The organism is Rhodonellum psychrophilum GCM71 = DSM 17998, from assembly GCF_000381545.1.
Classification (GTDB): Bacteria; Bacteroidota; Bacteroidia; order Cytophagales; family Cyclobacteriaceae; genus Rhodonellum; species Rhodonellum psychrophilum.
The window spans coordinates 70,394-95,532 of the sequence record NZ_KB906673.1 but is presented as its reverse complement, the minus strand read 5'-3'; the positions used below and the strand labels follow the sequence as shown (position 1 = coordinate 95,532).

General features: G+C 41.7%; 25 protein-coding genes. 18 read left to right on the top strand and 7 right to left on the bottom strand.

The annotated features are described in order from the left end of the window. Positions 1 to 15: 15 nt before the first annotated feature. From prmC to F824_RS0100500, 3 genes are all read right to left on the bottom strand, one after another. Positions 16 to 849: a peptide chain release factor N(5)-glutamine methyltransferase gene (gene prmC, locus F824_RS0100510; RefSeq protein WP_019595877.1), complete on the bottom strand. Its 834-nt coding sequence runs from the start codon at positions 847 to 849 to the stop codon at positions 16 to 18. Positions 850 to 937: 88 nt separating this feature from the next. After that, positions 938 to 1,240, bottom strand: a complete 303-nt coding sequence (locus F824_RS0100505; RefSeq protein ID WP_236613167.1) for a magnesium citrate secondary transporter — start codon at positions 1,238 to 1,240, stop codon at positions 938 to 940. 62 nt (positions 1,241 to 1,302) lie between these two features. Next, positions 1,303 to 1,587 carry a hypothetical protein gene (locus F824_RS0100500; protein ID WP_019595875.1) on the bottom strand — a complete coding sequence of 95 codons (285 nt, stop codon included), beginning with the start codon at positions 1,585 to 1,587 and terminating at the stop codon, positions 1,303 to 1,305. A gap of 262 nt (positions 1,588 to 1,849) precedes the next feature. Between F824_RS0100500 and F824_RS0100495 the strand changes: the two genes are divergently transcribed. The 8 genes from F824_RS0100495 to F824_RS0100445 all read left to right on the top strand — a co-directional run bounded on the left by F824_RS0100495 (position 1,850) and on the right by F824_RS0100445 (position 11,338). Beyond that, complete coding sequence (locus F824_RS0100495; RefSeq protein WP_019595874.1) at positions 1,850 to 2,842, top strand: glycosyltransferase family 2 protein; 993 nt, start codon at positions 1,850 to 1,852, stop codon at positions 2,840 to 2,842. Positions 2,843 to 2,861: 19 nt separating this feature from the next. After that, positions 2,862 to 4,682 (top strand): ABC transporter ATP-binding protein, encoded by a 1,821-nt coding sequence (locus F824_RS0100490; RefSeq protein ID WP_019595873.1) that lies wholly within the window; start codon positions 2,862 to 2,864, stop codon positions 4,680 to 4,682. After that, entirely contained in the window at positions 4,679 to 5,629 is a 951-nt protein-coding gene (locus F824_RS0100485; RefSeq protein WP_019595872.1) for a glycosyltransferase family 2 protein, read from the top strand. Before F824_RS0100490 ends, F824_RS0100485 begins: the two co-directional genes overlap by 4 nt. Before the next feature lies 1 nt (position 5,630). Then, complete coding sequence (locus F824_RS25425; RefSeq protein WP_019595871.1) at positions 5,631 to 6,641, top strand: glycosyltransferase family 2 protein; 1,011 nt, start codon at positions 5,631 to 5,633, stop codon at positions 6,639 to 6,641. Beyond that, on the top strand, positions 6,577 to 7,308 hold the full coding sequence (locus F824_RS0100475; protein WP_019595870.1) for a glycosyltransferase family 2 protein: 732 nt from the start codon (positions 6,577 to 6,579) through the stop codon (positions 7,306 to 7,308). The genes F824_RS25425 and F824_RS0100475 overlap by 65 nt, the downstream gene beginning before the upstream one ends. A gap of 247 nt (positions 7,309 to 7,555) precedes the next feature. After that, the gene (locus tag F824_RS0100465) at positions 7,556 to 8,788 is read left to right on the top strand and encodes an RsmB/NOP family class I SAM-dependent RNA methyltransferase (RefSeq protein ID WP_019595868.1); all 1,233 of its coding nucleotides are present in this window, start codon (positions 7,556 to 7,558) and stop codon (positions 8,786 to 8,788) included. Positions 8,789 to 9,195: 407 nt separating this feature from the next. Further along, positions 9,196 to 10,674 carry an IMP dehydrogenase gene (guaB, locus tag F824_RS0100455; protein WP_019595866.1) on the top strand — a complete coding sequence of 493 codons (1,479 nt, stop codon included), beginning with the start codon at positions 9,196 to 9,198 and terminating at the stop codon, positions 10,672 to 10,674. A gap of 178 nt (positions 10,675 to 10,852) precedes the next feature. Beyond that, entirely contained in the window at positions 10,853 to 11,338 is a 486-nt protein-coding gene (locus F824_RS0100445; RefSeq protein ID WP_139189572.1) for a lipocalin-like domain-containing protein, read from the top strand. Between the two features lie 164 nt (positions 11,339 to 11,502). Here the strand turns inward: F824_RS0100445 and F824_RS0100440 are convergent, their stop codons facing one another. Beyond that, positions 11,503 to 11,925, bottom strand: a complete 423-nt coding sequence (locus F824_RS0100440) for a nucleoside-diphosphate kinase (RefSeq protein ID WP_022582155.1) — start codon at positions 11,923 to 11,925, stop codon at positions 11,503 to 11,505. A 189-nt stretch (positions 11,926 to 12,114) separates the two neighbouring features. On the opposite strand from F824_RS0100440, the gene F824_RS0100435 reads away from it, so the two are divergent. Genes F824_RS0100435 through F824_RS0100420 form a run of 4 tightly spaced genes read left to right on the top strand, consistent with a single transcriptional unit; the run spans position 12,115 to position 15,185 of the window. Then, positions 12,115 to 13,155, top strand: a complete 1,041-nt coding sequence (locus tag F824_RS0100435; RefSeq protein WP_019595862.1) for a DHH family phosphoesterase — start codon at positions 12,115 to 12,117, stop codon at positions 13,153 to 13,155. Continuing rightward, on the top strand, positions 13,142 to 14,080 hold the full coding sequence (locus F824_RS0100430) for an FKBP-type peptidyl-prolyl cis-trans isomerase (RefSeq protein WP_019595861.1): 939 nt from the start codon (positions 13,142 to 13,144) through the stop codon (positions 14,078 to 14,080). Before F824_RS0100435 ends, F824_RS0100430 begins: the two co-directional genes overlap by 14 nt. 4 nt (positions 14,081 to 14,084) lie before the next feature. After that, entirely contained in the window at positions 14,085 to 14,636 is a 552-nt protein-coding gene (locus F824_RS0100425) for an FKBP-type peptidyl-prolyl cis-trans isomerase (protein ID WP_033405003.1), read from the top strand. Beyond that, complete coding sequence (locus tag F824_RS0100420) at positions 14,637 to 15,185, top strand: FKBP-type peptidyl-prolyl cis-trans isomerase (RefSeq protein ID WP_019595859.1); 549 nt, start codon at positions 14,637 to 14,639, stop codon at positions 15,183 to 15,185. Positions 15,186 to 15,204: 19 nt separating this feature from the next. On the opposite strand, the gene F824_RS0100415 is transcribed toward F824_RS0100420, so the two are convergent. Continuing rightward, positions 15,205 to 15,801 (bottom strand): methyltransferase family protein, encoded by a 597-nt coding sequence (locus F824_RS0100415; RefSeq protein WP_019595858.1) that lies wholly within the window; start codon positions 15,799 to 15,801, stop codon positions 15,205 to 15,207. A 144-nt stretch (positions 15,802 to 15,945) separates the two neighbouring features. Between F824_RS0100415 and F824_RS0100410 the strand changes: the two genes are divergently transcribed. After that, positions 15,946 to 17,163, top strand: coding sequence for an NAD(P)-dependent oxidoreductase (locus tag F824_RS0100410; RefSeq protein ID WP_019595857.1), 1,218 nt, complete (start codon positions 15,946 to 15,948; stop codon positions 17,161 to 17,163). 4 nt (positions 17,164 to 17,167) lie between these two features. Beyond that, positions 17,168 to 17,827: a deoxyribose-phosphate aldolase gene (deoC, locus tag F824_RS0100405; protein ID WP_033405001.1), complete on the top strand. Its 660-nt coding sequence runs from the start codon at positions 17,168 to 17,170 to the stop codon at positions 17,825 to 17,827. Positions 17,828 to 17,830: 3 nt separating this feature from the next. Here the strand turns inward: deoC and F824_RS0100400 are convergent, their stop codons facing one another. Continuing rightward, complete coding sequence (locus F824_RS0100400; RefSeq protein ID WP_019595855.1) at positions 17,831 to 19,006, bottom strand: Na/Pi symporter; 1,176 nt, start codon at positions 19,004 to 19,006, stop codon at positions 17,831 to 17,833. Between the two features lie 331 nt (positions 19,007 to 19,337). Here F824_RS0100400 and F824_RS0100395 point away from each other — a divergent pair, with 331 nt between their 5' ends. From F824_RS0100395 to F824_RS0100380, 4 genes are all read left to right on the top strand, one after another. Further along, on the top strand, positions 19,338 to 20,477 hold the full coding sequence (locus tag F824_RS0100395) for a hypothetical protein (protein ID WP_019595854.1): 1,140 nt from the start codon (positions 19,338 to 19,340) through the stop codon (positions 20,475 to 20,477). A 79-nt stretch (positions 20,478 to 20,556) separates the two neighbouring features. Next, positions 20,557 to 21,000 carry a nucleoside deaminase gene (locus tag F824_RS0100390; RefSeq protein WP_019595853.1) on the top strand — a complete coding sequence of 148 codons (444 nt, stop codon included), beginning with the start codon at positions 20,557 to 20,559 and terminating at the stop codon, positions 20,998 to 21,000. 104 nt (positions 21,001 to 21,104) lie between these two features. Continuing rightward, entirely contained in the window at positions 21,105 to 21,710 is a 606-nt protein-coding gene (locus tag F824_RS0100385; protein ID WP_019595852.1) for a superoxide dismutase, read from the top strand. A gap of 227 nt (positions 21,711 to 21,937) precedes the next feature. Next, positions 21,938 to 24,370: an outer membrane beta-barrel family protein gene (locus F824_RS0100380; protein WP_026333401.1), complete on the top strand. Its 2,433-nt coding sequence runs from the start codon at positions 21,938 to 21,940 to the stop codon at positions 24,368 to 24,370. A 272-nt stretch (positions 24,371 to 24,642) separates the two neighbouring features. Here the strand turns inward: F824_RS0100380 and F824_RS0100370 are convergent, their stop codons facing one another. Further along, positions 24,643 to 25,116, bottom strand: coding sequence for a MaoC family dehydratase (locus tag F824_RS0100370; RefSeq protein WP_019595849.1), 474 nt, complete (start codon positions 25,114 to 25,116; stop codon positions 24,643 to 24,645). Positions 25,117 to 25,139: the final 23 nt, after the last annotated feature.

The following is a 25,139-nucleotide window of genomic DNA, read 5'->3' as shown; positions in this document are numbered from 1 at the left end:
AAAACGCGATTTGGGCTACCTTATTCCTGTAACCATTCTGTCCCTACCATTGAGGTCTTCCAAAATATGGATTTCTGAGTAGCCTAAATCCTCAAGCAATTTTTTTGTTTCTGGTCCAAATGCTTCGTTGATTTCAAAATAGAGCTTTCCTCCAGGTTTTAGTGCGATTCGGCCCTTCTCGGCAATGCTCCGATAAAAAATCAGCGGGTTATCATCTGCTACAAATAGGGCAAGGTGCGGTTCGTATTGCAGCACATTTTGATGCATTTGGGCTTGCTCGGAATCCCTTACATAAGGAGGGTTACTGACCAGGATATCCAGGCCTTGTATTGGGATTTCATCCTGAAGGATGTTGCAGTGGAAAAACAAAACGTCGGCCTTCAATGATTTTGCATTCTCTTTTGCCATTTCCAAGGCAATTTCGCTGATATCCAGGCCGAATACAGTTGCATTTTTCAACTCCAATGCCAGCGTAATCGGGATGCATCCAGAACCCGTGCCCACATCCAGAATCTTCAATCCTGGTGTCTGGTTTTCCTTGATGATCAAGTGGACCAACTCCTCTGTTTCGTTTCGTGGAATCAAAACCTCTGGTCCGACCTTAAATTCTCGCCCATAAAAAGGAGCTTTTCCCAAAATATACTGGATCGGCATTCCCCGGAGCAACTTTTCCAAAGCAATTTCCATTTCTGCCGGAACGGCTTCGATAGGGACATCATTCAAGATATCCATCCGCTTCCTATTTAAAAAGGACTCAAAAAGCCAAAAAACCAGACTTTCCGCTTCCTGTTTCGGATAAATCAGGAGAAGCTGATCGCGGTAGGAGACAAAGAGGTTTTTGAGTTGCATATTCTTTGGGATAGACTTTTATTGCTTTTTTAGGGAAACAAAATGCAAAAGCGATTTCGCAAATTTAAGAACATTGGGCGACGGATTATCAAATATCTTTTGGAGAGGTGTTGATCTGACGATGAAAAAACACCGCACCGACTCCATAGCAGACCACATCCCAAAAATCCCGGGTGTAGACAGGAGAAAACATCGGAAGCAAAAATTCAAAGAGAAAGGCAAAATAGGCTACTCCGACCAATATCTGGGTTTTGGTGAAGATGAACCCATCTTTCAGAGGAGAAATCCAGCGAAAAACCTGCAGGGAGATGCCCAACACGACAGGCATCGCAAGCAGGTCATCCAGATATTCATGAACGAAGGGAATAAAGATTCCGAGAATCCTTTCCAAAAATTGGTTTGCCCAGAAAAGAAGGCAACACACGATAAAATATGGATTTCTGATGACTGACATCAGCCGGGTAAAGCGGCGATCACCCAAGCCAAAAAAGTGAGAATCCCCATGTAGATCATGTAAAAGAAGTTACCCGCTTTCTTAAGGCCTTTGACCAAGTCGCTGTCTCCTTCTTTGATATGAAATATCCATTGTTCATCGTTTGCCTTTTTGTCTTTTTCGCGGATTTTTTGGTATTCCAAATCGCGTCCGCCCAATGGTTTGCCGCAATGCTCGCAGGTATCCTGCATATCCGTCGTCCATTTTGACCATTCCCCACAATGGGGACATTTTTTCTCTCCCATGGGGGCAAATTAAACAATTTCGCTAAAAAGCCCCGCGTTTTGTAAAAGTGAACCTGAGATGCAGGGGCTGTTTTCAAGTGGTCAATTAAAAGGAAATAATGGCGTTTTCGAATCTATTGGCTTGACTATCAATATTATTTGGACATTGATTTTATTAAAAAAATCAAGTAATGCCCCAGAATTAAAACTATAAAAAAATATTTTCTTTTAATTGTCTCATTTTTGAAGGTTGGTTCGTCATGAAATTATAACACGTTACCTCATGACTTTTAAAAAATCAGTTTCCATTATTATCCCCAATTATAACGGAAAGGATTTGTTGGAAATCTATCTGCCAGACACGATTCAAGCAATTTCCTGTGAAGGTGTTGACTATGAGATTATTGTGATCAATGATGGTTGCCGAGACGACTCCAATGATTTCTTGAAAATCCATTATCCCCAGATCAAGGTCATCAACAATCCATCCAACATGGGTTTTTCCTTTTCCTGCAACAGGGGTATGGAAATCGCTCAGTATGAATTGCTCTTTTTCTTGAATTCTGACATTAGGCTTTCTCCAAATTACTTCTCCAAACTATGGAAGTATTTTTCCAATCCCCACACATTTGGGGTAATGGGAAAAATACTGGTTCCCGATGGAAAAAAAATAGAGGTAGCAGCCAGGTTTCCACAGATGAATGGCTGCAAGCTCAAAACCGACCGTTTGTTTTATTTGAGTGCGGCCTCAACCAAAGCCACGCCAACCATTTTTCTGTCTGGTGCAAATGCCTTGGTGGATGCCAAAAAATTCAGGGAACTGGGAGGATTTGATGAGATTTACTCTCCCTATTATTCAGAAGATGCGGATTTGGGGATCAGGGCATGGAAACTGGGATGGAGATCCTACTATGATCACGTCTCCACCTGCTATCACTTGGGCTCCCACACCACCAAAAAATATTGTCAGAAAAATCAGGTCAAGATGGTCTACTACAGGAACAGAATGGTCCTGCACGCCATCCATACCGAGAACAGCAACCTTTTGTTCTGGAAATTCCAATTGTTTCTTTTGGAGGTGATTCCAAAACTACTCATAGGACAGATTTGGATTCTCCAGAGTTATTTTGGCTTCAGAAAGAAAAAGGAACAGATTGATTTGTCCAGAAAATTTCTTGAGCAGCTTATGCATTCGCACAACAGTAAAAAAACGATGCCGGACATCAATAATTATTTCAATAAAATCAGTCAGGATAAAAACCTCATTTGGGTTTGATACGAGAACAAAGGAAATTATGAACACTTATTTTAGGCTATTGGCCTTTGCCAAACCTATTGAAAAATACGCAATTCCGTATGTGATCTTCACGCTTTTTGCCGTGATTTTCAATACGATGAACCTTGCATTGTTGGCGCCATTACTCAGTACCCTTTTTGAAGACAACCCGGTTTTTACAAGTCAAAAGCCGGATTCTTGGACGGATATCATGGGTTACATCAATTACTACACCCAAAGAATCAATCTGGAATTTGGCGCTTATCAAGCCCTCAAATGGGTTTGTTTGGTGATCGTCCTGTCTGTATTGCTGAGCAATATTTTCCGATACCTTTCCCAAAGGGTGATGGAAAATCTCCGGATCCATACCTTGCTTAATTTTAGGAAGGCGGTATTCAACAATGTAATGGACTTGCATGTGGAGTATTTCAATGAGCAGCGAAAAGGCAACATCATTTCCAAAATTGCCTCGGATGTGCAGGTGGTGCAATATTCCGTAACGAGCACCCTTCAGGTCTTGTTCAAGGAACCCCTTCAGCTTTTGGCTTATACCGGGATTTTGTTTGCCATTTCTTACAAGCTTACCCTGTTTGCCCTGCTCGTCATTCCCATTTCAGGTTTTGTGATCTCCAAAATCGTCAAAAAACTGAAATCCCAGGCCACTGAAGCCCAAGAATTGTATGGATTGATGATCAGCTATCTCGATGAAGCCCTTTCGGGAATCAAAATCATCAAGGCATTTAACGCAACCGATAGAATCAAACAGAAATTTCACAATGAAAATGTCCGGTATTCAGATTTGGGCAGAAAAATGGCCTACAGACAGCAACTCGGCTCTCCGGTGTCTGAATTTCTGGGTGTGCTCATGGTGGCGGTGATTCTTCTGTATGGCGGCTCCTTGGTGATTTCGAATCAGTCGGAATTATCCGCGGCAGAATTCATTACCTACATCGCGATATTTTCCCAAGTCATGCGGCCTGCCAAAGCGATAACTGAATCTTTCAGCAGCATCCATGCAGGGATAGCGGCTGGGGAAAGGGTTTTGGAACTTATAGATGAGAAACCAAAGATTCAGGATGAGGCACAGCCCTTTGTCATCAAAGGATTGGAAAAAGGAATTACATTTCAAAACGTACATTTCTCCTATCATCAAAAACCTGTCTTGACAGATGTCAGTTTTTTTATTCCCAAAGGAAAAACCGTTGCCTTGGTAGGTTCATCGGGCGGTGGCAAGTCCACGCTGATGGATCTTATCCCCAGGTTTCTGGATGTCAATAAAGGTAAAATCCTGATAGATGGATTGGATATCCGTTCGGTGGACAGCAATTCCCTTCGGGCAAACATTGGCATCGTCAACCAAGATTCCATTCTTTTCAATGACACGATCCATACCAATATCGCTTTTGGCAAGCCCGATGCTTCAAGAGAAGAAATTATTGCCGCGGCGAAAATTGCCAATGCGGATGATTTCATTTCCAAAACACTTCATGGATATGATACCAACATTGGAGACCGAGGGACCAAGCTTTCCGGTGGACAAAAGCAGAGGCTTTGCATCGCAAGGGCTGTACTTCAAAATCCAAGCATCCTTCTTCTCGACGAAGCCACCTCGGCGCTTGATACGGAATCCGAAAGATTGGTCCAGGATGCCTTGAACAAACTGATGGTAAACCGGACTACTCTGGTGATTGCGCACAGGCTCAGTACGATTCAAAAAGCAGATCTCATTCTGGTCCTTGAGGAGGGAAAGATCATTGAGCAGGGCACGCACCACGAGCTGCTCTACCAAGAAGGGCGCTACAATAGATTAATCGAAATGCAGCAATTCACAATGATATGACAGCAAAGCAATTTCCACTCATTTCCATCGCCTTGTGCACCTTTAATGGTGAACGGTTTTTGAAGGAACAATTGGATTCCTTGGTTGGCCAAACCTATCCAAATCTCGAAATCATCGCAGTGGATGATCGGTCGGAAGATGGGACCTGGGATATTTTGAAGGATTATGCCGAAAGATTCCCTTCACTCCAAATCATTAAAAACACCCAAAATCTTGGCTATCACAAAAATTTCGAAAAAGCACTGGGATTGTGCAAAGGAGACCTGATTGCCATTTCAGATCAGGATGATCGCTGGGAGTTGGAAAAACTGCAAACCATGCAGCATGAAATCGGGCAAAATATCATGCTCTATCATGATTCTGAATTTATGGATGAAAATGGAATGTCCATGGAATATAAGATGTCCGAGAAGTTCAACTTTGTAAAAGGGGCGGATCCAAGGGCATTCTTTTTCCTGAATTGTGTTTCCGGACACAGCATGATTTTCAGGAAATCGGTTTTGGAGAAGGCGCTTCCTTTTCCCGAAAAAGGCTTTTATGACCATTGGTTGGCGTTTGTTGCCTCACATTTGGGTAGCATTGACTATCTAAGCGATTCTCTGGTCAAATACAGGCAGCATTCCAAAAATGCAACGGATATCATCGGAACCAAAACCATCACCAAAGGGCTCTCCCCTTCTCTTGATCGGTTGGAGAGGGAAAATCAATGGTTGAAAATTTGCGCAGGTTTTCAAAAAGGGGTGACAGATGCGACATTCTCAACCCGTTTGTACCAACAGGCATGGAAAAGAAAGGACAATTACATCAATCTGGATTTTGGGATTGAGATATGGAAAAGCAGGCATTCCCTACTTCCCATTTTAAAGAAAAGCGAATGGTCCAAAACCTGTTTTGCCCTTCGTCACATTTGGGGGGTCAAGGCAAAAAGGATTTTTAAATTTTCATGAGATGAAAGACAAAGTATCCATCATTATTCCCTGTTACAACTACGGGGAGTTTCTCACTGAAACTTTGGCAAGCCTCATCCACCAAAGTCATGAAAACTGGGAAGCGATCGTGATCGATGACGGATCCACGGACAATACCGAATCCATCATTCTTCCCCTGCTTAAAAAAGACAGCAGGATTGTCTTTTTTAAGCAAATCAATAAAGGTGTTTCTGCGGCAAGGAACCTGGGATTGCAATATGTTTCTGGTGATTTCGTCCAATTTCTCGATGCTGATGATCTCCTAAGTCCCGAAAAACTCAGCTTGCAGTTGGACTATTTCAGGCAAAATCCCAGCGTTGACATTTGCTACACAGACAACCATTATTTCCAAAATGGGCAACCCGATGTTTGGTTTCCGGACCAGGAAATGGAAGGGAAAAAATGGATGCCTCATTTTTTTGGGAAAGGAGTTGAAGCCATACAGGCGCTGATAAGAAACAATATTGCGGTCTCCAGTAGCCCTTTGATTAGAAACAACATCATTCAAAAATCCAATGGTTTTCCGGAAGAAGTTGCCCATACCGAAGATTGGCAGTTTTGGTTCGATTGTGCATTCAATGGTGCATGTATTCACTATTTTTCCCATCCGGATGCTTTTAGCCTGATTCGTGTCCATAAGAAAAGTGTCAGTCAGGACATGCAAATCATGCGGTACGGGGAATTGAATCTGAGGAATTGGGTCGGGAAGAAAATCGAAGAGAGTTCTTTTTCAAAGGAAGAAAAAAAGAGGCTGATGGAGGAAAACGAAAACCGAAAACTGGCCCTTTTCAAATACATCATGTATCATGGTCCATTGCTAGATCCTTCACATTTGATGAAAATGGCAAAACTTTGGGATTGGCCAACGGTCATTTCCTTTTATTTCAAAGCACTGAATTTCAGAAGAAAAACCATCAATAAACAACATGCAAAAAATAGACGTCATCATACTGTCCAATGCCAGCAGCCCGATGTTGAAAGGAATAACTGAGAACGCCGTACAAAGCCTGATCGCATCCGAAAATCCCAGCGATATCCAATTTGATATCGTGGTGATAGAGTCCAATAAAAAGCAAGAAGAATATGCATACCCTTGCACCCGGACTCTTTTTCCAAGGAAGAAATTCGGTTTCCATAAATATTTTAATCTTGGGATTTCAAAAACAGATAGCCAATACATTTGTCTCGCCAACAATGACCTGGTTTTCCACAAAAGCTGGGCTTCCGAAATGTTACGCGCTTTCGATGCGGACCCGTCACTGGTTAGTGCTTCACCGGCCTGTTCGATTCATCATCCGGCCCATGGGGTTGATTTGTATTCCGGAATTCATGAAGGGTTTGAAGTGAGAAAGGAAGTTGCAGGTTGGTGTCTGTTTTTCAAAAGAGAGATGCTGGACATTACTGGGAAACTGGATGAAGGCTTCACTTTTTGGTATTCGGACAATGATTACATCAATACCATCCAGAAGCATGGTCTCAAGCATGCACTCGTAAGTTCCTCCATCGTAGATCATTTGGAAAGCCAGACATTGAAGAGCAAGGATGAAAAAGAACAATTCAAACTCACCCATAACGATCGGTTTTATTATGAATACAAGTGGGGAAAACGCAGCCTTTTTTCCTATTTGAACATCAAGAGAAAATTGTTCTTCAGATGAAAAGGAAAAATCCAATCGACCAAAAATTGGCTTAATGCTAGATTAAACCGGAAGATTGAAAATATTGAATTTTTCAAATCGGAGAATTCCATATGCTTTTGGTATGCGGGAAGTGGGCCTGTGCAATCGTCTCTTATGGAGGTGATTTTGGCGGTATAGGCGCCGCTTTACTTTTTTAAAGGCACTAATTTTAAGCTTTTCGACTTCTAACAATAACTTTCCTATCTTTGCAGGCAAATTCAACTTCATGAAACTCCACACCAATACAGTCCATGGCGTCATTACAGCCATTGATGAAATATTCCATCAAAATAAGTACGCCGATAAAGTTATCGAAAGAACCCTGAGATCCAATCCCAAATGGGGCGCGAGAGACAGGGGCTTTATCGCAGAATCCGTATACGAAATGGTTCGTTGGTGGAGGTTGATCAATGAGGTGAGTCCTTCGGATGATTTGTACCATCTTTTTGGTACGTATTGGTTGCTTCAAGGGCAAGAATTGCCTAGTTGGAGAGAATTCAAGGGAATCGATCCCAGGGATGTTGAAAACCGCTATCAGAAAATTCAGGAGCGTGCCATTCTTCAGTCCATTCCGGATTGGTTGGATGAGATGGGCGCCAATCTATTGGGAGACAAATGGGAAAAGGAACTGGATACCTTGAACCAAGAGGCGGAAGTTGTCCTTAGGGTGAATACCCTAAAAACAACCCGTGAAAACCTGATGAACCGCCTAGCCGAAGATGGTATTGACACCTATACCCCTACTGGCTACAAAGATGCCTTGGTTTTGGCCAAGAGACAGAATGTTTTTAGAAACCCAGCGTTCAAAGAGGGACTTTTTGAGGTGCAAGATGCCTCTTCTCAATTGGTGGCAGCTGCTTTGGATGTTCAGCCAGGAATGCGTGTGATCGACGCCTGTGCCGGAGCTGGAGGAAAAGCCCTTCATTTGGCAGCATTGATGGAAAACAAAGGTAGGATTTTGGCCATGGATACCGAGGCCTGGAAACTGCAGAATGCCAAATTGCGCGCCAGAAGAGATGGGGTGAGCATCATTGAGCCCAAAGCGATAGAAGGAAACAAAACCATCAAAAGACTGAAGGAATCCGCCGATCGTTTGTTGCTGGATGTGCCTTGTTCTGGCTTGGGTGTGTTGAAAAGGAATCCTGATACCAAGTGGAAATTGACGCCAGAATCGATCGAAAAAGTCCAAAAGATCCAAGAAGAAATCCTTCAGAATTATCCTTCAATGCTAAAGCCCGGTGGGATCATGGTCTATGCGACTTGTAGCATTTTGCCAACAGAGAACGAAATGCAAATAGCCAAATTTTTGGCCAGTGAAAAAGGCAAGGACTTCGAGTTGATAGAGGACAAGAAAGTTTTGGCCCAGGAAAGTGGCTTTGATGGTTTTTACATTGCGAAGCTGAGAAAAAAAGAATCTTCCACTCCTCAAGAAAGTGAAACGGCACCGGAAACCGAATAATAAATAAGCGTTGTCGGAGAGGAAATGATTTAGACCTCTCCGGCAATGCTTGATTTTTTAAACTATATTTCCTCCATTGTGTTTTCAAAAAAAAGCAGGTTTTTCCAAGAGGACATCGCTTGATGATTTGCTTTTTTCTCGATAAAATTTCCCCTTCGAAAGAAGCCGACCTTTTATAAAGATGAAGGGAATTGAAGTCCATTCTTTCCTCTCATACTTTTTTTAATCCCATCTTCCTCCAAATCTCAAATCCCGAAAACGGTGTAAATTCTTTAAAACAGAAGAAAATTCCTTTTTAAAGAGCATTTTTGGCAAATAATGGGATTTATTTTGAAAAGCGTTTGATCCACATTTGAAAATGTTTGTATCTTTGGCGTGCAAATAGGGTAACCTAACCGATATTTGCCATGAATCAAAAGTCACAAAAGTTTCTTTTTGAAGCACTCACCTACGATGACGTGCTTTTAGTCCCAGGATACTCAGAAGTTCTCCCGCGCGACACCAACACATCCACTCAACTCACCAAGAAAATCCGGCTCAACATTCCATTGGTTTCAGCAGCCATGGACACCGTCACCGAAGCAGAATTGGCGATTGCCATTGCTTTGGAAGGAGGATTGGGATTTATCCATAAAAATATGTCCATTGAGAAACAAGCCTCACAAGTCAAAAAGGTGAAGCGGTCTCAATCCGGAATGATCCTAGACCCTATCACACTACACATTGATGCCAAAGTAAAGGATGCTCAAAACATCATGAGCGAATTCAATATCGGCGGTATTCCTGTGGTGGATGAAAATAGGACACTTATGGGAATCATCACCAACCGTGACTTGCGATTTATCAAAGATCCCAACCGGAACATTAAAGAAATCATGACCAAGGAGAATCTGATCACCGCCAAGGGAGGAATCACTTTGGAGGAAGCGGAGGAAATTCTTCAGGAATACAAAATCGAAAAACTTCCCATAGTCGATGAGGAGTATAGACTTTCTGGTCTGATTACCTATAAGGATATCCTGAAGAGGAGAGACAAACCAAATGCCTGTAAGGATGAATTTGGCAGATTGAGAGTTGGCGCTGCTGTCGGTGTCACAGCAGATATCGAAGAAAGAGTGGAGGCCTTAAAGGCTGCCGGAGTGGACGTTGTTTCCATTGATACTGCTCATGGCCATTCCAAAGGTGTCATTGATGCATGTAAAAGAATCAAGGCTGCGTTTCCGGATTTGGAAGTCATCGTTGGAAACATTGCCACGCCAGAAGCAGCGATTGCGCTAGCGGAGGCTGGAGCCGATGCGGTAAAAGTCGGTGTTGGACCGGGAAGTATCTGCACCACCCGCGTCATTGCTGGAGTGGGTGTTCCTCAGTTGTCAGCAGTATACGAATGCGCAGAAGCCTTGAAAGGTACGGGCGTACCGGTGATTGCAGATGGTGGAATCCGTTATTCGGGAGATTTGGTAAAAGCCATCGCCGCGGGTGGAAGCTCTATCATGATCGGATCTTTGCTTGCCGGAACCGAAGAGGCTCCTGGAGAAATGATCATTTTTGAAGGTAGGAAATTCAAATCCTACAGGGGAATGGGTTCTCTTGAAGCGATGGAATCCGGTTCAAAAGACCGTTATTTCCAAGATGCGGAAGACAACATCAAGAAATTGGTACCCGAGGGAATCGTGGGAAGAGTACCTTACAAAGGACTTGTTTCCGAAGTTTTGTATCAGTTGATCGGAGGATTACAGGCAGGTATGGGCTATTGCGGTACCCCCAATATTGAGGACCTTCAGCGTGACGGAAAATTTGTCAAGATCACTTCGGCAGGAGCCAAGGAGTCCCATCCACATGACATCAGCATCACGAGAGAGGCACCGAATTATAGTGCTAAAATGTGATGGAGTAAATACATTGTTGTGGCAAAAGCTACATTTTATAAATGAAGGAGCGGGGAAATCATGATTTTCCCGCTTTTTTTGATGTCAAAATTTAAAAACTCCAAATATTTCATTTCCTGAATAAAAATAAGAAACCCCAGATTATCAATATTCGTAGGATGAAAAAACCGCAATGAATATGAAAAAAATCCTAACGCTCCCTCTCTTTATTATTTTGCTTTTCGCAAGTTCGTGTCAAGATGGAGATGATACCCTTCCCCTCCCACTTTTGGGAACTTGGGAAATGGTTGGCTTCAACAATTACCTTGAATTGGATTACGTCACCATCTATGTATTTAAAGGAGATGGAACCTATAGCTACAGTTCCACGCTTCGTGAACAAGGCTCTGTCGTGGATTTGGGATATAATTTTCATGAATCCGGGACTTTTTTACTCGACAACAATACTATTGTATTCACCCGGACAGCATTTTTACACCGGCCTTATTTTGGTGAAAAAGTCCATTATGCAAAAGAGGAATTGCAAAGCACCTTTGTAGAGGGATATCCGGATTATTCCAAAACCTATTCGCTGAGAAATGAAGGGAATGAACTTTTTTTTCCTGGAGGGATAGTAGGAGGGGATGTGATCGAACAGGATATGAAATTTGAAAAAGTAAACTAAGATCCCATCCGTAACAATGGATGGATGGAACTGGTCTAGGCTGGAAAAAGATTTGGATTAAGCCATTCCAAATTTTTTGGACGATCTGAATTTTGATTTTCGACAAAAAAAAGCCCTCGGAATCGTCAAATTCCGAGGGCTTTTAAATTCTTTTTTGAGCCAGATTAAAGAACTCTTTCGAATTGACTGAAGAAAAAGTTCCCTTCGATTGCAGCGTTTTCGTCGGAATCGGAACCGTGAACGGCATTGGCTTCGATGGAAGTTGCAAAAATCTTTCTGATCGTTCCTTCAGCAGCATCTGCTGGATTGGTCGCTCCGATCAATTTTCTGAAATCTTCCACTGCATTGTCTTTTTCCAAGATCACGGGCAGGATAGGTCCCGAGGACATGTATGCGCAAAGTGCTGCGTAAAAAGGTCTTTCGCTATGGACTTCATAGAATTTCCCTGCCATTTCCGGAGACAATTTGGTAGCCTTCATGGCCACTATTTTGAATCCTGCCTCTTCAATCATTTTCAAAATCGCACCTGAATTTCCTGCGCCAAAAGCATCAGGCTTAATCATCGTGAATGTTCTGTTATTTGCCATTTCCTTAAATTTATGTCAACGTTTTATTGGAGTGCAAAAATAGGGTAAATAAACGAATCTCCGAATAAAGCCAGCGAATTCTATCCTATCTGATTACATGTTAGGCAATTGGTAGAATTGGGATTTTTCAAAAATAATCCTGACCTTTGTCGACTGTGTTTTCTGCGGAGAACATATAAAAGCCTTAAAATGCAAGAATTAGAGTCTCTAAAAGATATAATTGCCTTACCGAAAAAAATTGTCATCACTACCCATCATAAACCTGATGCAGATGCATTGGGTTCTTCCTTGGGAATGGCCAATTACCTTATTAAAAAAGGTCATGAAGTCGATGTGATCACTCCATCGGATTACCCCTCTTTCCTCCATTGGATGAAGGGGAATAAAAAGGTGATTAATTTTGAAGACCTTTCCAAACAGGAAAAGGCCATCAAAAAAATTGAATCAGCTGATGTGATCATTTGTCTGGATTTTTCCTGCTTGAGTAGGCTGAATAGCATGCAGTCTTATGTCAACAATGCCACCGCTTACAAAGTCAACATCGACCATCACCAAGATCCAAAAAACTTTTCTGATTTCAATTATTGGAGCACTTCTGCTGCAGCTACTTGTGAATTGGTCTATGATCTGATCGTAAAAATTGGTGACCACGACCTGATTGACAAGGATATTGCAGAATGTCTTTACGCCGGGATCATGACAGATACCGGGGGTTTCAAACACCCCAATACCACCAAAAACGTACACTTGGTAACTGCCGAACTTATTGGCTTGGGCGCTGACAACACCAAGATTTCAAAATTGATCTATGATACCAACAGCATAGACAAACTAAAATTCCTGGGTTTTGCCATTACAAGAAGATTGACGATTTTGGAAAATCTACACACGGCTTATTTTTCCATCACTAAAAAGGATTTAAAAAAATACAATTCCCAAACCGGCGATACTGAAGGCTTGGTCAATTACGCCTTGTCTTTGGAGGGAATCAAAATCGCGGCGCTCTTCACCGAGCGAGACGATGCCGTCAAGATATCCTTTAGATCCACGCATGATGTGGCCATAAACAAGTTTGCAGCAGCGTTTTTTGACGGAGGGGGACACAAAAACGCTTCCGGAGGAAAATCTGAAATGGGCTTGAAAGAAACCACAGATAGATTCGAAAAACTTATCAAAAAAAACAAAAAAGCTTTATTAAATCAATTAGAACTCGTCCATGAAAACAATTAAAAGCATTTTATTGTCTACCGCGCTGTTGGTAGTCATTACCGGTATGGTTTCCTGCAAAAAGACAGAAAAAACATCTGACGGTATAGAATATACTTACATCAAGCAGGGAAAAGATTCTCCCAAAAACGGGGAATTTATCCTGTATAACTTGGTGGTGAAAAATGATAAGGATTCTACCTTTATCTCTACTTATGATCAAAAGATGCCTGGGTATCTGATGTTCAATGATTCCACCCCAAAACAAAACGGAATGGACGAAATCTTTTTGGGTTTGAGAAAAGGGGATAGCATCGCATTTGAAAGTACCGCACTGAAAGTGTTTGGGGAATCCAACATGCCTCCTTTTCTTACCAATGAGCAAAAGGTGAAAATCAGTATCGGTGTCATCGACGTTTTGGATGAGCAAGGTATCCAGGCCTATTTCACAGCGCTTCAGGAAGCACAGATGAAAATCCAAGCCCAAGATGCCATCAAACAACTTGAAGTAGATACACAATTGATAGAGGATTATATCGCAAAAAATAATTTGACTGCGACCAGGACAGAATCCGGTCTTTACTACGTCATAGAAAAAGAAGGAGAAGGAGATCAGATCCAAAATGGTGAAATGGCCTTTATCCATTATGCGGGTTACCTTTTGGACGGAACACTTTTCGATACCAGCAATAAGGAACTTGCCAAGACAACCAATGTTTACAATGAACAAAGGGATCAGCAAGGCGGATATGCCCCAATTGATGTTGTAGTTGGAGAAGGACGTGTGATTGCAGGATGGGACGAAGGCCTTGCCTTGTTGAAAAAAGGCTCAAAAGCAAAATTCTTGATTCCATCACCACTGGGTTATGGTGACAGACAGTCTGGCGCTTTGATCCAGCCTAACTCTGTTTTGATTTTCGACGTTGAAGTTACAGATGTACAAAAATAAAACTATGAATAAATTCAGTGTTTTCATTTTACTGGCAACAGTTCTTTTTTCGGGTTGTGTTTCCGAAGAGGAAAATACCCAAATCATTTTTGAAAGGGATTTAAAAAACATTGAACTTTATCTTTCAGAAAATGCGATTTCTTCCGTGAAAGAGATCAAAGATCCAGCCTCTGGTTTGGTGCTTCTTTGGCAAGAAGTTTCTGCCAGTGGTAAACTCCCTGTAGTAGGTGATACTCTTAAAGTGGATTACGTAGGCAAGCTTTCGAACAACAAGGTTTTCGATACTTCCTTGGAATCAGTGGCGAAGGATAATGATCTCTTCAATGCAAACAGAGTTTATGCCCCTTTGGAACTGTTGTTCGGATATGGCCAGGTAATTCCAGGATTTGAGTATGCCTTGTCGAAAATGGAAATGGGAGACAAAGCTACAGTGATCATTCCTTCGGTTTACGGTTATGGATCACAACAAGTATCTACTATTCCCAAAAATTCCATTTTGATTTTCGAAATAGATTTGGTGGAAGTAAACGGGGTTCAAATCCCAGACGATTTATAAATGAGAAAGATTGGTATAATACTGTTTTCAAGTCTGATCTTGATTTTCAGCTTTTCCTGCGAATCAGCGAACCCATTTGGTGGACCGGTTTACGATACGGAAGGGAATCTAAAAATAGACAGTCTCAAAATAGCTGAGTATCTTTTGACTACGCCATATGATAGTCTGTATAGGATCCATGACCCCAGTGGGGTAGTGGTGATTGTACAAGAGGAAGGGACTGGCTCCAGGCCGAGAAACAACAATGTGATTTACACAAATTATGTTGGCAAACTACTCGACGGAACAGTTTTCGATACGAATCTTGAGAATGTTGCCAAAGAAAACGACCTTTTTGTAGAGACCGCAACGTATAACATTTTCCAGTTTCCATTGGGGTCTACTTCTTCGATTCAGGGATTTAGTATTGGTTTTCAACGGATGAGAAGTGGATCAAAGGGAATTATCATTATTCCTTCCCCATACGGTTACAGGAATCAAGAAAACATAAATAGAATCCCACCCAACTCCGTTTTGGTTTTTGAAGTGGATTTTCTGGGAATGGATTAAAAGTTTGAAAAAGGCCGCGCTAAGCGGCCTTTTTTGTTTTGAATGGAATCAACGCAGGTACTTCTTCCTTATATTTTTTGTATTCCTCTCCGAAAAGAGCGGTAAGTTTTTTCTCCTCATAATAGATCCCGAAAGGGAGATAGACCAAAAGAGCCACCAAATGAATCATGGAGGAGAGGGTGGGTAGGTAAAAAAAGTATCCCAAAAAAATCAGAATCAGCCCTGAATAAATGGGATGTCTAACATATTGATGAATTCCTTTTCTTATCAGATCTCCCTTTTTATCGAGATCCTCATGTGGTGCCAGGCCGATAAATTCCATGCTCTGGAAATGCTTGAAAGCTTTAACCAAAATAATGGTTCCCAAACCTGCGGTCAAAAAAGATAAATAGGTCAAACCAGGGGAGGAATTCAGCAGCATTTTGGATTCAAAAAGCCCAGCATAAACAAAAATCGCCAAAAACAGGATGGATGAACTAAAACTGTATATTAAACGGTACCATTTATAGGCACTTCCCATCTTTCCTTGCAATTTTCTTTTTATATTCAAACTCGCAAGCAGACTGTGTAAGAAATAGAATAGGGCCCAAAGGACAACCAAAATCAAGTGTGACATGACATCTTCTTATTATGAAATATTTTTATTCTCTGTCAAAAGTAAAGATTACTTTTCGGAAAAGCGTATTTGCCATTTTGGTGAAATAAATGAAAACAAACCAACTTCAATGCATAACGCTTTCACCTTCTTAATATCGACACAATGAAGATCGGCATAATTAAAGAGGGAAAGGTGCCTCCGGATAAAAGGGTTCCCTTTACCCCGAAACAATTGTTGAAATTAAAGGAAAACTACGGGGCAGAATTGGAGTTTTTGGTCCAATCCAGTGAAATCAGATGTTTTCAGGATGAGGAATACAGGCAAGTTGGGATTGAAGTAGTGGATGATATTGGAAGTTGTGATGTCTTGATGGGCATTAAGGAAGTCCCCATCGACCAGCTGATCCCCAACAAGACCTATTTTTTCTTTTCCCATACTTTTAAAAAACAGCCCTACAACCGGAAGCTACTGAAGGCGATTTTGGAGAAGAATATCGAGTTGATAGACTATGAAGTGGTCAAAAATGACCAGGGGGAAAGACTTGTGGCGTTTGGTAGATGGGCTGGAATTGTGGGCGCATACAATGGTTTTTGGGCCTATGGAAAAAAATCCGGACTCTATGCGCTAAAACGGGCGATGGCATGCCATGATCGTCTAGAGCTGAATGAGGAGCTCCAAAAGATCCAGCTTCCACCAATTAAAATCGTCGTAACAGGAAAGGGACGGGTTGGCAAAGGAGTTCGTGAGGTTTTGGATGCCATCAAAATCAAAGAGGTTTCTCCCCATGACTTGGTTCATCATTATTTTGACGAACCGGTTTTTGCCTTGCTGTCATCGAGTGACTACAACAGGCGAAAGACTGATGGAGGATACGACAAGAATGAATTTTATACCTATCCCGAAAAATATGAGAGTCATTTTCTCAAGTTTGCGGAGGTGAGTGACATCTTGATCGGTGCAGCTTTTTGGGATTATCGGGCACCACGCCTGTTTGAACTGGAGGATATCAGGTCGGATGATTTTAATATTTCTGTGATTGCGGACATCACCTGTGACATCGATGGCTCCATTCCAACGACCCTAAAGGCCAGTACGCCGTTGGATCCTGTTTATGATATCGATAGGCAGACATTACAAGCGATGCCCGCATTTGGGAAACAAAACAGTATCTCCGTGATGGCGATTGACAACCTTCCCTCAGAACTGCCGAGAGACGCCTCGGAAGATTTTGGTGACCAATTGACCCAATATGTAATCCCTGAGCTGCTGAAGGAAACATCAACCGTCTTGGATAGGGCCACTGTCACAAAAGAGGGCGATCTCACTGTAGAATTTATTTATTTGCGAGATTTCGTGAATGATGCACCACAAGATTTTTAGAAACATGAAAAACATTCAAAGATATATCGAACAGACTGTGCTCAAACCCACTGCTGTGGATCTTGATATTGAGAGGTTGGTCTCTGAAGCCAAGCAATATCATTTTTTAGGGATATGCGTCCCCCCATTTTGGGTGAAAAAAGCAAAAAGGGAGATTGGTGACGAAGCCATCCAGTTGGTGACCGTGGTTGGGTTCCCCTTGGGCTATAACACGACTGAAACAAAAATTTTCGAAACCGAGCAAGCCATTAAAAATGGGGCTGACGAAATAGATGTCGTATGGTCCATCACTGCGTTTAAATCAGGAATGAATTGGCCTAAGATTGAGTTGGCAAAAGTCTCCTCATTGTGTCATGCACAAGAGCGGATATTGAAGGTAATCATTGAAACATCCTATCTGAGTGATGCCGAGATTCTTCAAGCTTGTGAAATCTGTGTCGATGCAGGCGTGGATTATGTGAAAACTTCCACAGGTTTTGCACCAGAAGGCGCAAAACTGAGACATATTGAGCTGATGAGGGAATATTTACCGAGTACAGTTGGGATTAAGGCAAGTGGTGGAATTAAGAATCTTTCCCAAGCTGTGGAATTGATAAAAGCAGGTGCTGACAGAATTGGCACGAGTTCAGGTGTGGAAATATGCAAGGAGCTCGGAGGGAAATGAAATTTATTTTTCTAAAACAATCTCTTTTTTGGGTGTTTCGACCGCTTTTATGCTGGAATCTTTGATTTCGTAGTTGTTGAAATAAATCAACAAAAAAGGGATGATAAAGAAACACAACAGGATATAAGCAAAACCCACGAGACGGGATTTTACCGTTTCTCTTCCCAGGAATGTGGCGATCCTGACGGGAATATTCCTTATTCCCGGAAAGGGGAGAAAAATCATTGCGCCAATAAAATTAAACAAGAAATGGACGATTGCGATGCTTATCGCGGCTTCGGTTTTGTAGAGTGCGGCTATTGCCGCAGTGACTGTGGTCCCAATATTGGCTCCAATGATGAAAGGAAATACTTTCACCAATGATACTTTTCTATTGACTACCGCTGGTACGACCAATGAAGTCGTGACCGTACTGGATTGGACGGCTGCGGTGAAAAAAATTCCATACAGAAATGCCACCAAAGGAGATTTGAAGATATGCTTGCTTACTTTTTTGAAGTTATTGGAAACAAAGGATTTGAATACGGTAGTCGAAAGAAATTTGATCGCCAAGAAAACCAAAGCTACACTCAGGATCAATCCCAGCAAGGGATAATATAGGATGTCAAGCAGCCACAGGGTCAATGGTCGGGTAAATAGAACGTTATAGGTATAATCCACCTCGGATCCACTATCGACATTAAAGAATGTGTTGGTCAAAAACTGGGCGGTTTTGCTTAAAAATCCGAAATAGAATTCCAAAGGAAGAAAAATGATTACGGTGATGATATTGAATATGTCGTGGACAATTCCAGCCGAAAATGCTTTTTTAAAATTTCTGATATCCATGATATATGAAAATGAAACCAGTGTACTGGTGATGGTGGTTCCAATGTTCGCACCCATTATCAAGGGAACGGCCTGTACAAGGGAGAGATTTCCAGAGGCGACTACTGCGACGATCATGGCAGTAATTGTAGAGCTACTCTGAAGCAGGGCAGTCATCAGCAAACCCACAAAAAGCCCGATGAAAGGATTGTTTGTCGCTTGGAAGAGCTCCATGGCGACCTCATTGTTGAGTCGGGTGGCGGAAACCGTGAGAAGATCAATCGAAAACATGAAAAGCGCCAATGCAACGAGCATTTGCAAAAAAATATAAAACGTAGGTGTGGGCGAAGAGACTTCTCTTATTTCGGTCATTTATATAAAAACCCCTGGAGAGGGGTCCAGAATCTGATTTATTGGTCTACAAAGTAAGAACACAATTGTCACAAAGTACCTGATTCAAGATGAAGATTTTGTTAATAAAATCTCGGAAAAAACGAGAGATTTTCAAGACCTAATCATATAAAATTTTTTCATTTCTTCTTTTTGCTTAATTTTATTTTGCTTATTTCCCTTAGGAGTGTCTCTTTGGCGAATATGGTGATGTTAAGAAATGGTCTTATAGGCTTAACAATTTCTTAATGTACAAGCCCAATTATCTTCTTTAAATTTGCACCACGTTTAAAATACCTTCTATTCACCTCACATGGTAAAACTTAAAGATCAAAATATCAATCAGGATGCTCTTTCAAAAGCAGCCTATTCACTTTTTGATTTCTCGAAAAAAGAAAGACCTTTTTTAATTATTATCTGTGTTTTGGTTTCCATTGCTGGGATGATAACTCCGTACACCTATGCTGCGATGTGGTTTGGGTTTGCATTGGCAGCTTACTCTGCCATTGCCAATGACAGTATCCAGACAATTGGTACTTTTATCGGCTCCAATCAAACCACCAAATGGTATTGGTTGTGGTTGTTTATGGGCCTGATTTTCGTGGGCACAGTCACTTACAGCTGGATTGTGTTCAATGGCGATGTAAGTTATGAGCGGCTTCAGGTGCCGGGTCTTGACATTGCGCCTACGAATTTTGTGTTTTTACAATTAGCAGCTCCTATCGTTCTGTTGATCATGACCCGATTGAGAATGCCGGTTTCCACCACATTTCTCTTGCTTAATGTGTTTACCTACAAGGCCGGAACGATCGTGGGTGTAATGCAAAAAAGTTTTCTGGGTTACCTTTTGGCTTTTTTTATTGCCATCGTGGTTTGGTTTGCCCTTGAAAAATTTGTGAAGACCTATTTAAAAGGAGAGGCAAAGCCTTATTGGTATGTTTTGCAGTGGATCACTTCAGGTACACTCTGGGCAGTTTGGATCATGCAAGATGCTGCCAACATCGCCGTTTTCCTTCCAAGACAGTTGAATTTGTGGGAGTTTGTTGCCTATGCAGGCTTTGTTTTTGGAGGATTGGGTTTTCTTTTTTATCTAAAAGGGGATAAAATTCAGGGTATTGTCAACGAAAAGACAAATGTGACAGACGTAAGAGCGGCGACCATTGTTGATTTTGTGTATGCCATCATCTTGTTTTATTTTAAAATTGCAAGCAACATACCCATGAGTACTACTTGGGTTTTCATTGGACTTCTTGGGGGAAGGGAATTGGCCATTGCCTTGGCAAAATCCAGAAAACTAAAGAAAAGAAAAGCAAGACTGGTGAGGGCTTACCGACTGGCAAGAAAAGATGTCATAAAAGCTGGAATAGGCTTATTGGTTTCATTGGTCCTTGCCTTGATCATCAATGAAGGGGTGAGAAAAGAGGTGTTTGATCTAGTCGCCAATATATTTTGACAATTTAAAATAGGCACAAACCCTTCTATGGTTTGTGCCTTATTTTTTTAGAGCTAAATTTACTCGGAATCGATATTAAATGGAGCTTTACACTGACGCGTATTACATGAATGAGGCCTTCAAAATGGCCAAAATTGCCTTCGAGGAAGGAGAAATTCCAGTAGGGGCAGTGGTTGTCTGCAGGAAAAAAATCATTGCTAGGGCTTACAACCAAACGGAAAAATTGACGGACGTCACCGCGCACGCAGAGATGCTCGCCATCACAGCCGCCGCCAATGCTTTGGGCTCAAAATACCTTCCAGAATGCGCTTTGTATATTACCCTGGAACCTTGCGTCATGTGTGCAGGAGCTTGTTTTTGGTCCCAGTTGGGCGAAATCCACTATGGAGCATCAGATCCCAGAAGAGGGTTTTCCCAAATATCCCAATATTTGCTCCATCCCAAAACCAAGCTTTCTTCAGGTTTAATGGCCGAAGAGTCCAAACAACTGCTGGATCATTTTTTCAAAAAATTAAGAAATTGACCCCTTTTTTGAGAGAATAGAACCATTCCCCAATCAATTTGGTTAGTTAAAAGTAAATCGAAACGAATAATTATTTTATCATAAACTATAAAACTTTATAAAATATGGCTTTTGAACTTCCAAAATTACCCTATGATTTTAATGCGCTTGAACCGCATATTGATGCCAGAACTATGGAAATCCACCATGGTAAACACCACAATGCTTATGTGACCAATCTCAACAAAGCGATAGAAGGTACAGATTTAGCAGACAAGAGTCTTGAAGAGCTAATGAAGGTTGCCGGAGCCAATACACCGGTAAGAAACAATGGCGGCGGACATTACAACCACAGCCTTTTCTGGACAATTTTGTCGCCCAAAGGTGGTGGATTGCCTTCAGGAGATTTGGCGAAAGCCATCGATGCAAAATTCGGTTCTTTTGATGCTTTCAAAGAAGAATTCAACAAAGCGGCTACTACTCGATTCGGATCAGGTTGGGCATGGCTTGGCTTAGATGAGAGCAATGAACTTTTTGTTTCCTCTACCCCAAATCAGGACAATCCTTTGATGGATGTGGCTGAGAAAAAAGGCACTCCAATTTTGGGACTTGATGTCTGGGAGCATGCGTATTACCTGCACTACCAAAACAGAAGACCTGATTATATTTCTTCTTTCTGGAATCTTGTTGATTGGGATGCAGTAAGCAAAAGATTTACCGCTGCGAAATAATTAATTTTCGATGCAAGAGTGATTTAGCCTTGGGGATTTCAAAATCCCCAAGGTTTTTTTTGTACCCATATCGAACGGAAGAAGTGTACGGTATTGGGACACATAAAATTCGGGAGTGTTTTATAAATAACTGAATAATAGATATTTACGCCTTATAAAAATTGTTGGCATTTGTTTTTCATAGTAGCTGATACAGCATTATGAAAAACATTCAAAAAACAACAACAATGAAACTCTCCACTCAAATTTTTACAGCTTTTTTCTTCTTTTTACTAGGAATGAGCAATCTCGCCGCCAAAGAAGTCATGCAGATCCGTGGCCAAATTAAAGATCAAAATGGGGCAGGTCTTCCATTTGCCAATGTAGCATTATTGGAATCCGTAAACGGTGCCATGATCACGGGGACGGTTTCAGATGATAATGGACAGTTTAAAATTGAATCCGTTAAATCCGGAAAGGCACAATTGGTTATTTCCTCCATTGGTTTTGAAACCTACAAATCAGAGGAATTTGAAATTAAGCCAGGTGCCATGAAGGATTTTGGCGCCATCACCCTTCAGGAAGAAATGGCGGCTTTAGGAGAAGTAACCGTGAAGGCTACCCGGCCGGAAGTGATCATCGAGGCTGACAAAACAACCATTAACGTAGAGGGAACGGTGATGGCCGAAGGCAATACAGCTTTGGACGTCATCGGAAGGTCCCCTGGAGTCTACGTGGACCAAGATGGAAAGATCAACTTAAATGGACGTTCAGGGGTTACCGTCATGATCAATGACCGACAGACCTACATGAGCGCAGATGACTTGGCCAATTTCCTGAGAGCCATGCCCGCCGACAACATCAAAAGTATCGAGATTATCAACAACCCCACTTCAAGGTTTGATGCAGAAGGTGCTGCGGGTGTGATTAACATCAAGCTGAATAAAAACAATATGGATGGGGTTTTTGGAAATGTCCAGGCTGGCGGTCAATACAACGGCCAATATGCACCCTTCGGTGGCGTTACCTTGAACGTCAAAAAAGGAAAGTGGACAAACAATGCCAGCTTGAATTACAACGAATATGCTGTCTACAACGATCTTGAAATCAACCGCAATTTCCAATTGGAAGAGGGCGTTTCCCGATTCGAACAGATCGGTAGGATTACAACCCGTAACAAAAACTTGTTTTTCAATGGAGGTTCAGATTATGAAATCAACAAAAACCATAGTGTTGGCATAAATCTCCAAGCTTCGAAATCGGAAAGCAGTGATAACAATAACTCCAGCACCCTAGTTGACAATCCGGGTACATCGGACAGGGACAACATTTTTTCCTTCAATGAAAGCATTGGAAACCGAGACAGAATCTTTGGTAACCTTCACTATTTGGGCCTTTTGGATACTTTGGGTACCAAGTTGACCGCTGACATTGATTACACCAAAATGTGGGCGAAAGGAAATTCTCTGCTCAACAATAGCTACTGGGTAAATGACCAAGAGGACCAAGCGACACGGGATAGGATTTTGAATCTCAACGAAATGGATTACAATATTTTTACTGCCAAAGTGGATTTTACAAAACCCTTTGGAAAAGGAAGAGTTTTGGAGACCGGTTTAAAAGGTAGCTGGGTAAAATCCGACAATGATCTGGACTTGAGCAGATCCATTGAAGAACAACCCTTTATGCCAGATCCCAACAGCAATCAGTTTATTTACGAGGAAAATGTCCTTGCTGCTTATGCTTCTTACAAAAGTAAATTTTCCGACAAAGTGAGTTTTCAAGGAGGATTGAGAGCGGAATATTCTGACATCACCGGCACATCGGTGACCTTGAATCAGGTCAACAAACAAGAATACCTGAATTTGTTCCCAAGTGTTTTTATCCAGCATCAGGTCAGTAAAAACTATCAGATCATCTACAATGCAAACAGAAGGATTACCAGACCAAACTATCGCCTGCTGAACCCCTTCGTCTACTACATCGATCCATTGACAACGGAAGAGGGAAATCCCAATCTAAAACCACAATATGCACACAACCTGGAAATGAACCATGTGATCAAGGGGTCCTACCAATTTTCATTGGGTTATTCCCAAACAAATGATGCCTTCCAGCAGATATTTGAACAAGACGAGGAATCCAGGACGACCACCACTTACACCACCAATTTGGACAAGTCACAAAACATAAACTTCAAGGCCATGATTCCAGTGGAGATCAGGCCATGGTGGACCACAAGTAATATGCTTCAGGTAAATTACAACAAATGGAATTCGATGATCGGAGAGGCTTTGCTGGATGTAGAACAAACTTCTTATATGTTGAGATCACAGCATAACATTACGCTGCCGGAAGGATTCAAACTGGAAGTAGTGGGAATGTATCTTGGACCACAGCTTTATGGACAAGCAATGTTGAAAAGCTTTGGCTGGGTGGATGCCGGTGTGACGAAATCCTTCAAAAAAGACAAACTGACACTGACTGTAAACGGAACGGATTTGTTTCGTACCCAAGTGATCCGTGCAAATGTCCAGTTTGACAAGATTGATACCAGTTTCAGACAGTACAGAAGCAATCAGGGAGTAAGGCTTACCCTAAGGTATAAATTTGCCCAAGGGGAAAGTTTCAGGATTTCCAACAGAAGCGGAAGTACCGAAGAGCGAAACAGGTTGGACTAATGAAAATTATCCACAGCCCTATTTGATAAATTGGGTGTGATAAAAAGCGAACCCGAATGCCTGAAATTCAGCGTATTCGGGTTCGTTAATTTTACCGGAATATGGATTTTTCCCTCCAAAAAAGACCGGGTTTCACCCGTGTTTTTTCAAAATCAAAATAGCGTCCATCCCAAAACCCCATTGTAATCCCAACTCTTTTTCGGCTGGGAAAAGCAACAAAAATGGTTTGTTGCAATATTGAAAAAGAGGGAATCAAAAAACGGATAAATGGTCTATTCCTGGGTTTTAAAGTGGTATAGGAAGATCAATACACCTGTAAATGCAGGTTTTTTTTGACCTTTGATTTCCAGTTTCACATTGACTTCTGCCTTGATCGTTCCTCGAAGGTTCGCGATGTTTTTCAAGGAAGCATTGAGTCTTACCTCGCTGTTCACCAATACAGCTTGCGCAAAACGGAGGTTTTCGATGCCATAATTGACCATCATTTTCAGGTTTTCCACTTTGACGATCTGCTCCCAAAGATAAGGAACGATGGAAAGTGTGAGGTATCCATGTGCGATGGTATCCCCAAATGTCCCTTCCTTTTTGGCCCGTTCTGGGTCTGTATGGATCCATTGATGGTCAAGCGTGGCCGTACCAAAGAGGTTGATTTGTTCCTGGGTGATTTTATGGTATTGGGATTCCCCCAGGGTTTTTCCAGCGTATTGTTCGAAGTCCTCAAAACTTCCAATGATGATTTGACTCATAATATTATCCGATTTAAAAAAAT

Excerpts from the sequence above, each read along its gene's own strand:
- prmC (WP_019595877.1), bottom strand. The coding sequence starts at position 849 with ATGCAACTCAAAAACCTCTTTGTCTCCTACCGCGATCAGCTTCTCCTG.
- F824_RS0100500 (WP_019595875.1), bottom strand. The coding sequence starts at position 1,587 with ATGGGAGAGAAAAAATGTCCCCATTGTGGGGAATGGTCAAAATGGACG.
- F824_RS0100495 (WP_019595874.1), top strand. The coding sequence starts at position 1,850 with ATGACTTTTAAAAAATCAGTTTCCATTATTATCCCCAATTATAACGGA.
- F824_RS0100490 (WP_019595873.1), top strand. The coding sequence starts at position 2,862 with ATGAACACTTATTTTAGGCTATTGGCCTTTGCCAAACCTATTGAAAAA.
- F824_RS0100485 (WP_019595872.1), top strand. The coding sequence starts at position 4,679 with ATGACAGCAAAGCAATTTCCACTCATTTCCATCGCCTTGTGCACCTTT.
- F824_RS25425 (WP_019595871.1), top strand. The coding sequence starts at position 5,631 with ATGAAAGACAAAGTATCCATCATTATTCCCTGTTACAACTACGGGGAG.
- F824_RS0100475 (WP_019595870.1), top strand. The coding sequence starts at position 6,577 with ATGCAAAAAATAGACGTCATCATACTGTCCAATGCCAGCAGCCCGATG.
- F824_RS0100465 (WP_019595868.1), top strand. The coding sequence starts at position 7,556 with ATGAAACTCCACACCAATACAGTCCATGGCGTCATTACAGCCATTGAT.
- guaB (WP_019595866.1), top strand. The coding sequence starts at position 9,196 with ATGAATCAAAAGTCACAAAAGTTTCTTTTTGAAGCACTCACCTACGAT.
- F824_RS0100445 (WP_139189572.1), top strand. The coding sequence starts at position 10,853 with ATGAAAAAAATCCTAACGCTCCCTCTCTTTATTATTTTGCTTTTCGCA.
- F824_RS0100440 (WP_022582155.1), bottom strand. The coding sequence starts at position 11,925 with ATGGCAAATAACAGAACATTCACGATGATTAAGCCTGATGCTTTTGGC.
- F824_RS0100435 (WP_019595862.1), top strand. The coding sequence starts at position 12,115 with ATGCAAGAATTAGAGTCTCTAAAAGATATAATTGCCTTACCGAAAAAA.
- F824_RS0100430 (WP_019595861.1), top strand. The coding sequence starts at position 13,142 with ATGAAAACAATTAAAAGCATTTTATTGTCTACCGCGCTGTTGGTAGTC.
- F824_RS0100425 (WP_033405003.1), top strand. The coding sequence starts at position 14,085 with ATGAATAAATTCAGTGTTTTCATTTTACTGGCAACAGTTCTTTTTTCG.
- F824_RS0100420 (WP_019595859.1), top strand. The coding sequence starts at position 14,637 with ATGAGAAAGATTGGTATAATACTGTTTTCAAGTCTGATCTTGATTTTC.
- F824_RS0100415 (WP_019595858.1), bottom strand. The coding sequence starts at position 15,801 with ATGTCACACTTGATTTTGGTTGTCCTTTGGGCCCTATTCTATTTCTTA.
- F824_RS0100410 (WP_019595857.1), top strand. The coding sequence starts at position 15,946 with ATGAAGATCGGCATAATTAAAGAGGGAAAGGTGCCTCCGGATAAAAGG.
- deoC (WP_033405001.1), top strand. The coding sequence starts at position 17,168 with ATGAAAAACATTCAAAGATATATCGAACAGACTGTGCTCAAACCCACT.
- F824_RS0100400 (WP_019595855.1), bottom strand. The coding sequence starts at position 19,006 with ATGACCGAAATAAGAGAAGTCTCTTCGCCCACACCTACGTTTTATATT.
- F824_RS0100395 (WP_019595854.1), top strand. The coding sequence starts at position 19,338 with ATGGTAAAACTTAAAGATCAAAATATCAATCAGGATGCTCTTTCAAAA.
- F824_RS0100390 (WP_019595853.1), top strand. The coding sequence starts at position 20,557 with ATGGAGCTTTACACTGACGCGTATTACATGAATGAGGCCTTCAAAATG.
- F824_RS0100385 (WP_019595852.1), top strand. The coding sequence starts at position 21,105 with ATGGCTTTTGAACTTCCAAAATTACCCTATGATTTTAATGCGCTTGAA.
- F824_RS0100380 (WP_026333401.1), top strand. The coding sequence starts at position 21,938 with ATGAAACTCTCCACTCAAATTTTTACAGCTTTTTTCTTCTTTTTACTA.
- F824_RS0100370 (WP_019595849.1), bottom strand. The coding sequence starts at position 25,116 with ATGAGTCAAATCATCATTGGAAGTTTTGAGGACTTCGAACAATACGCT.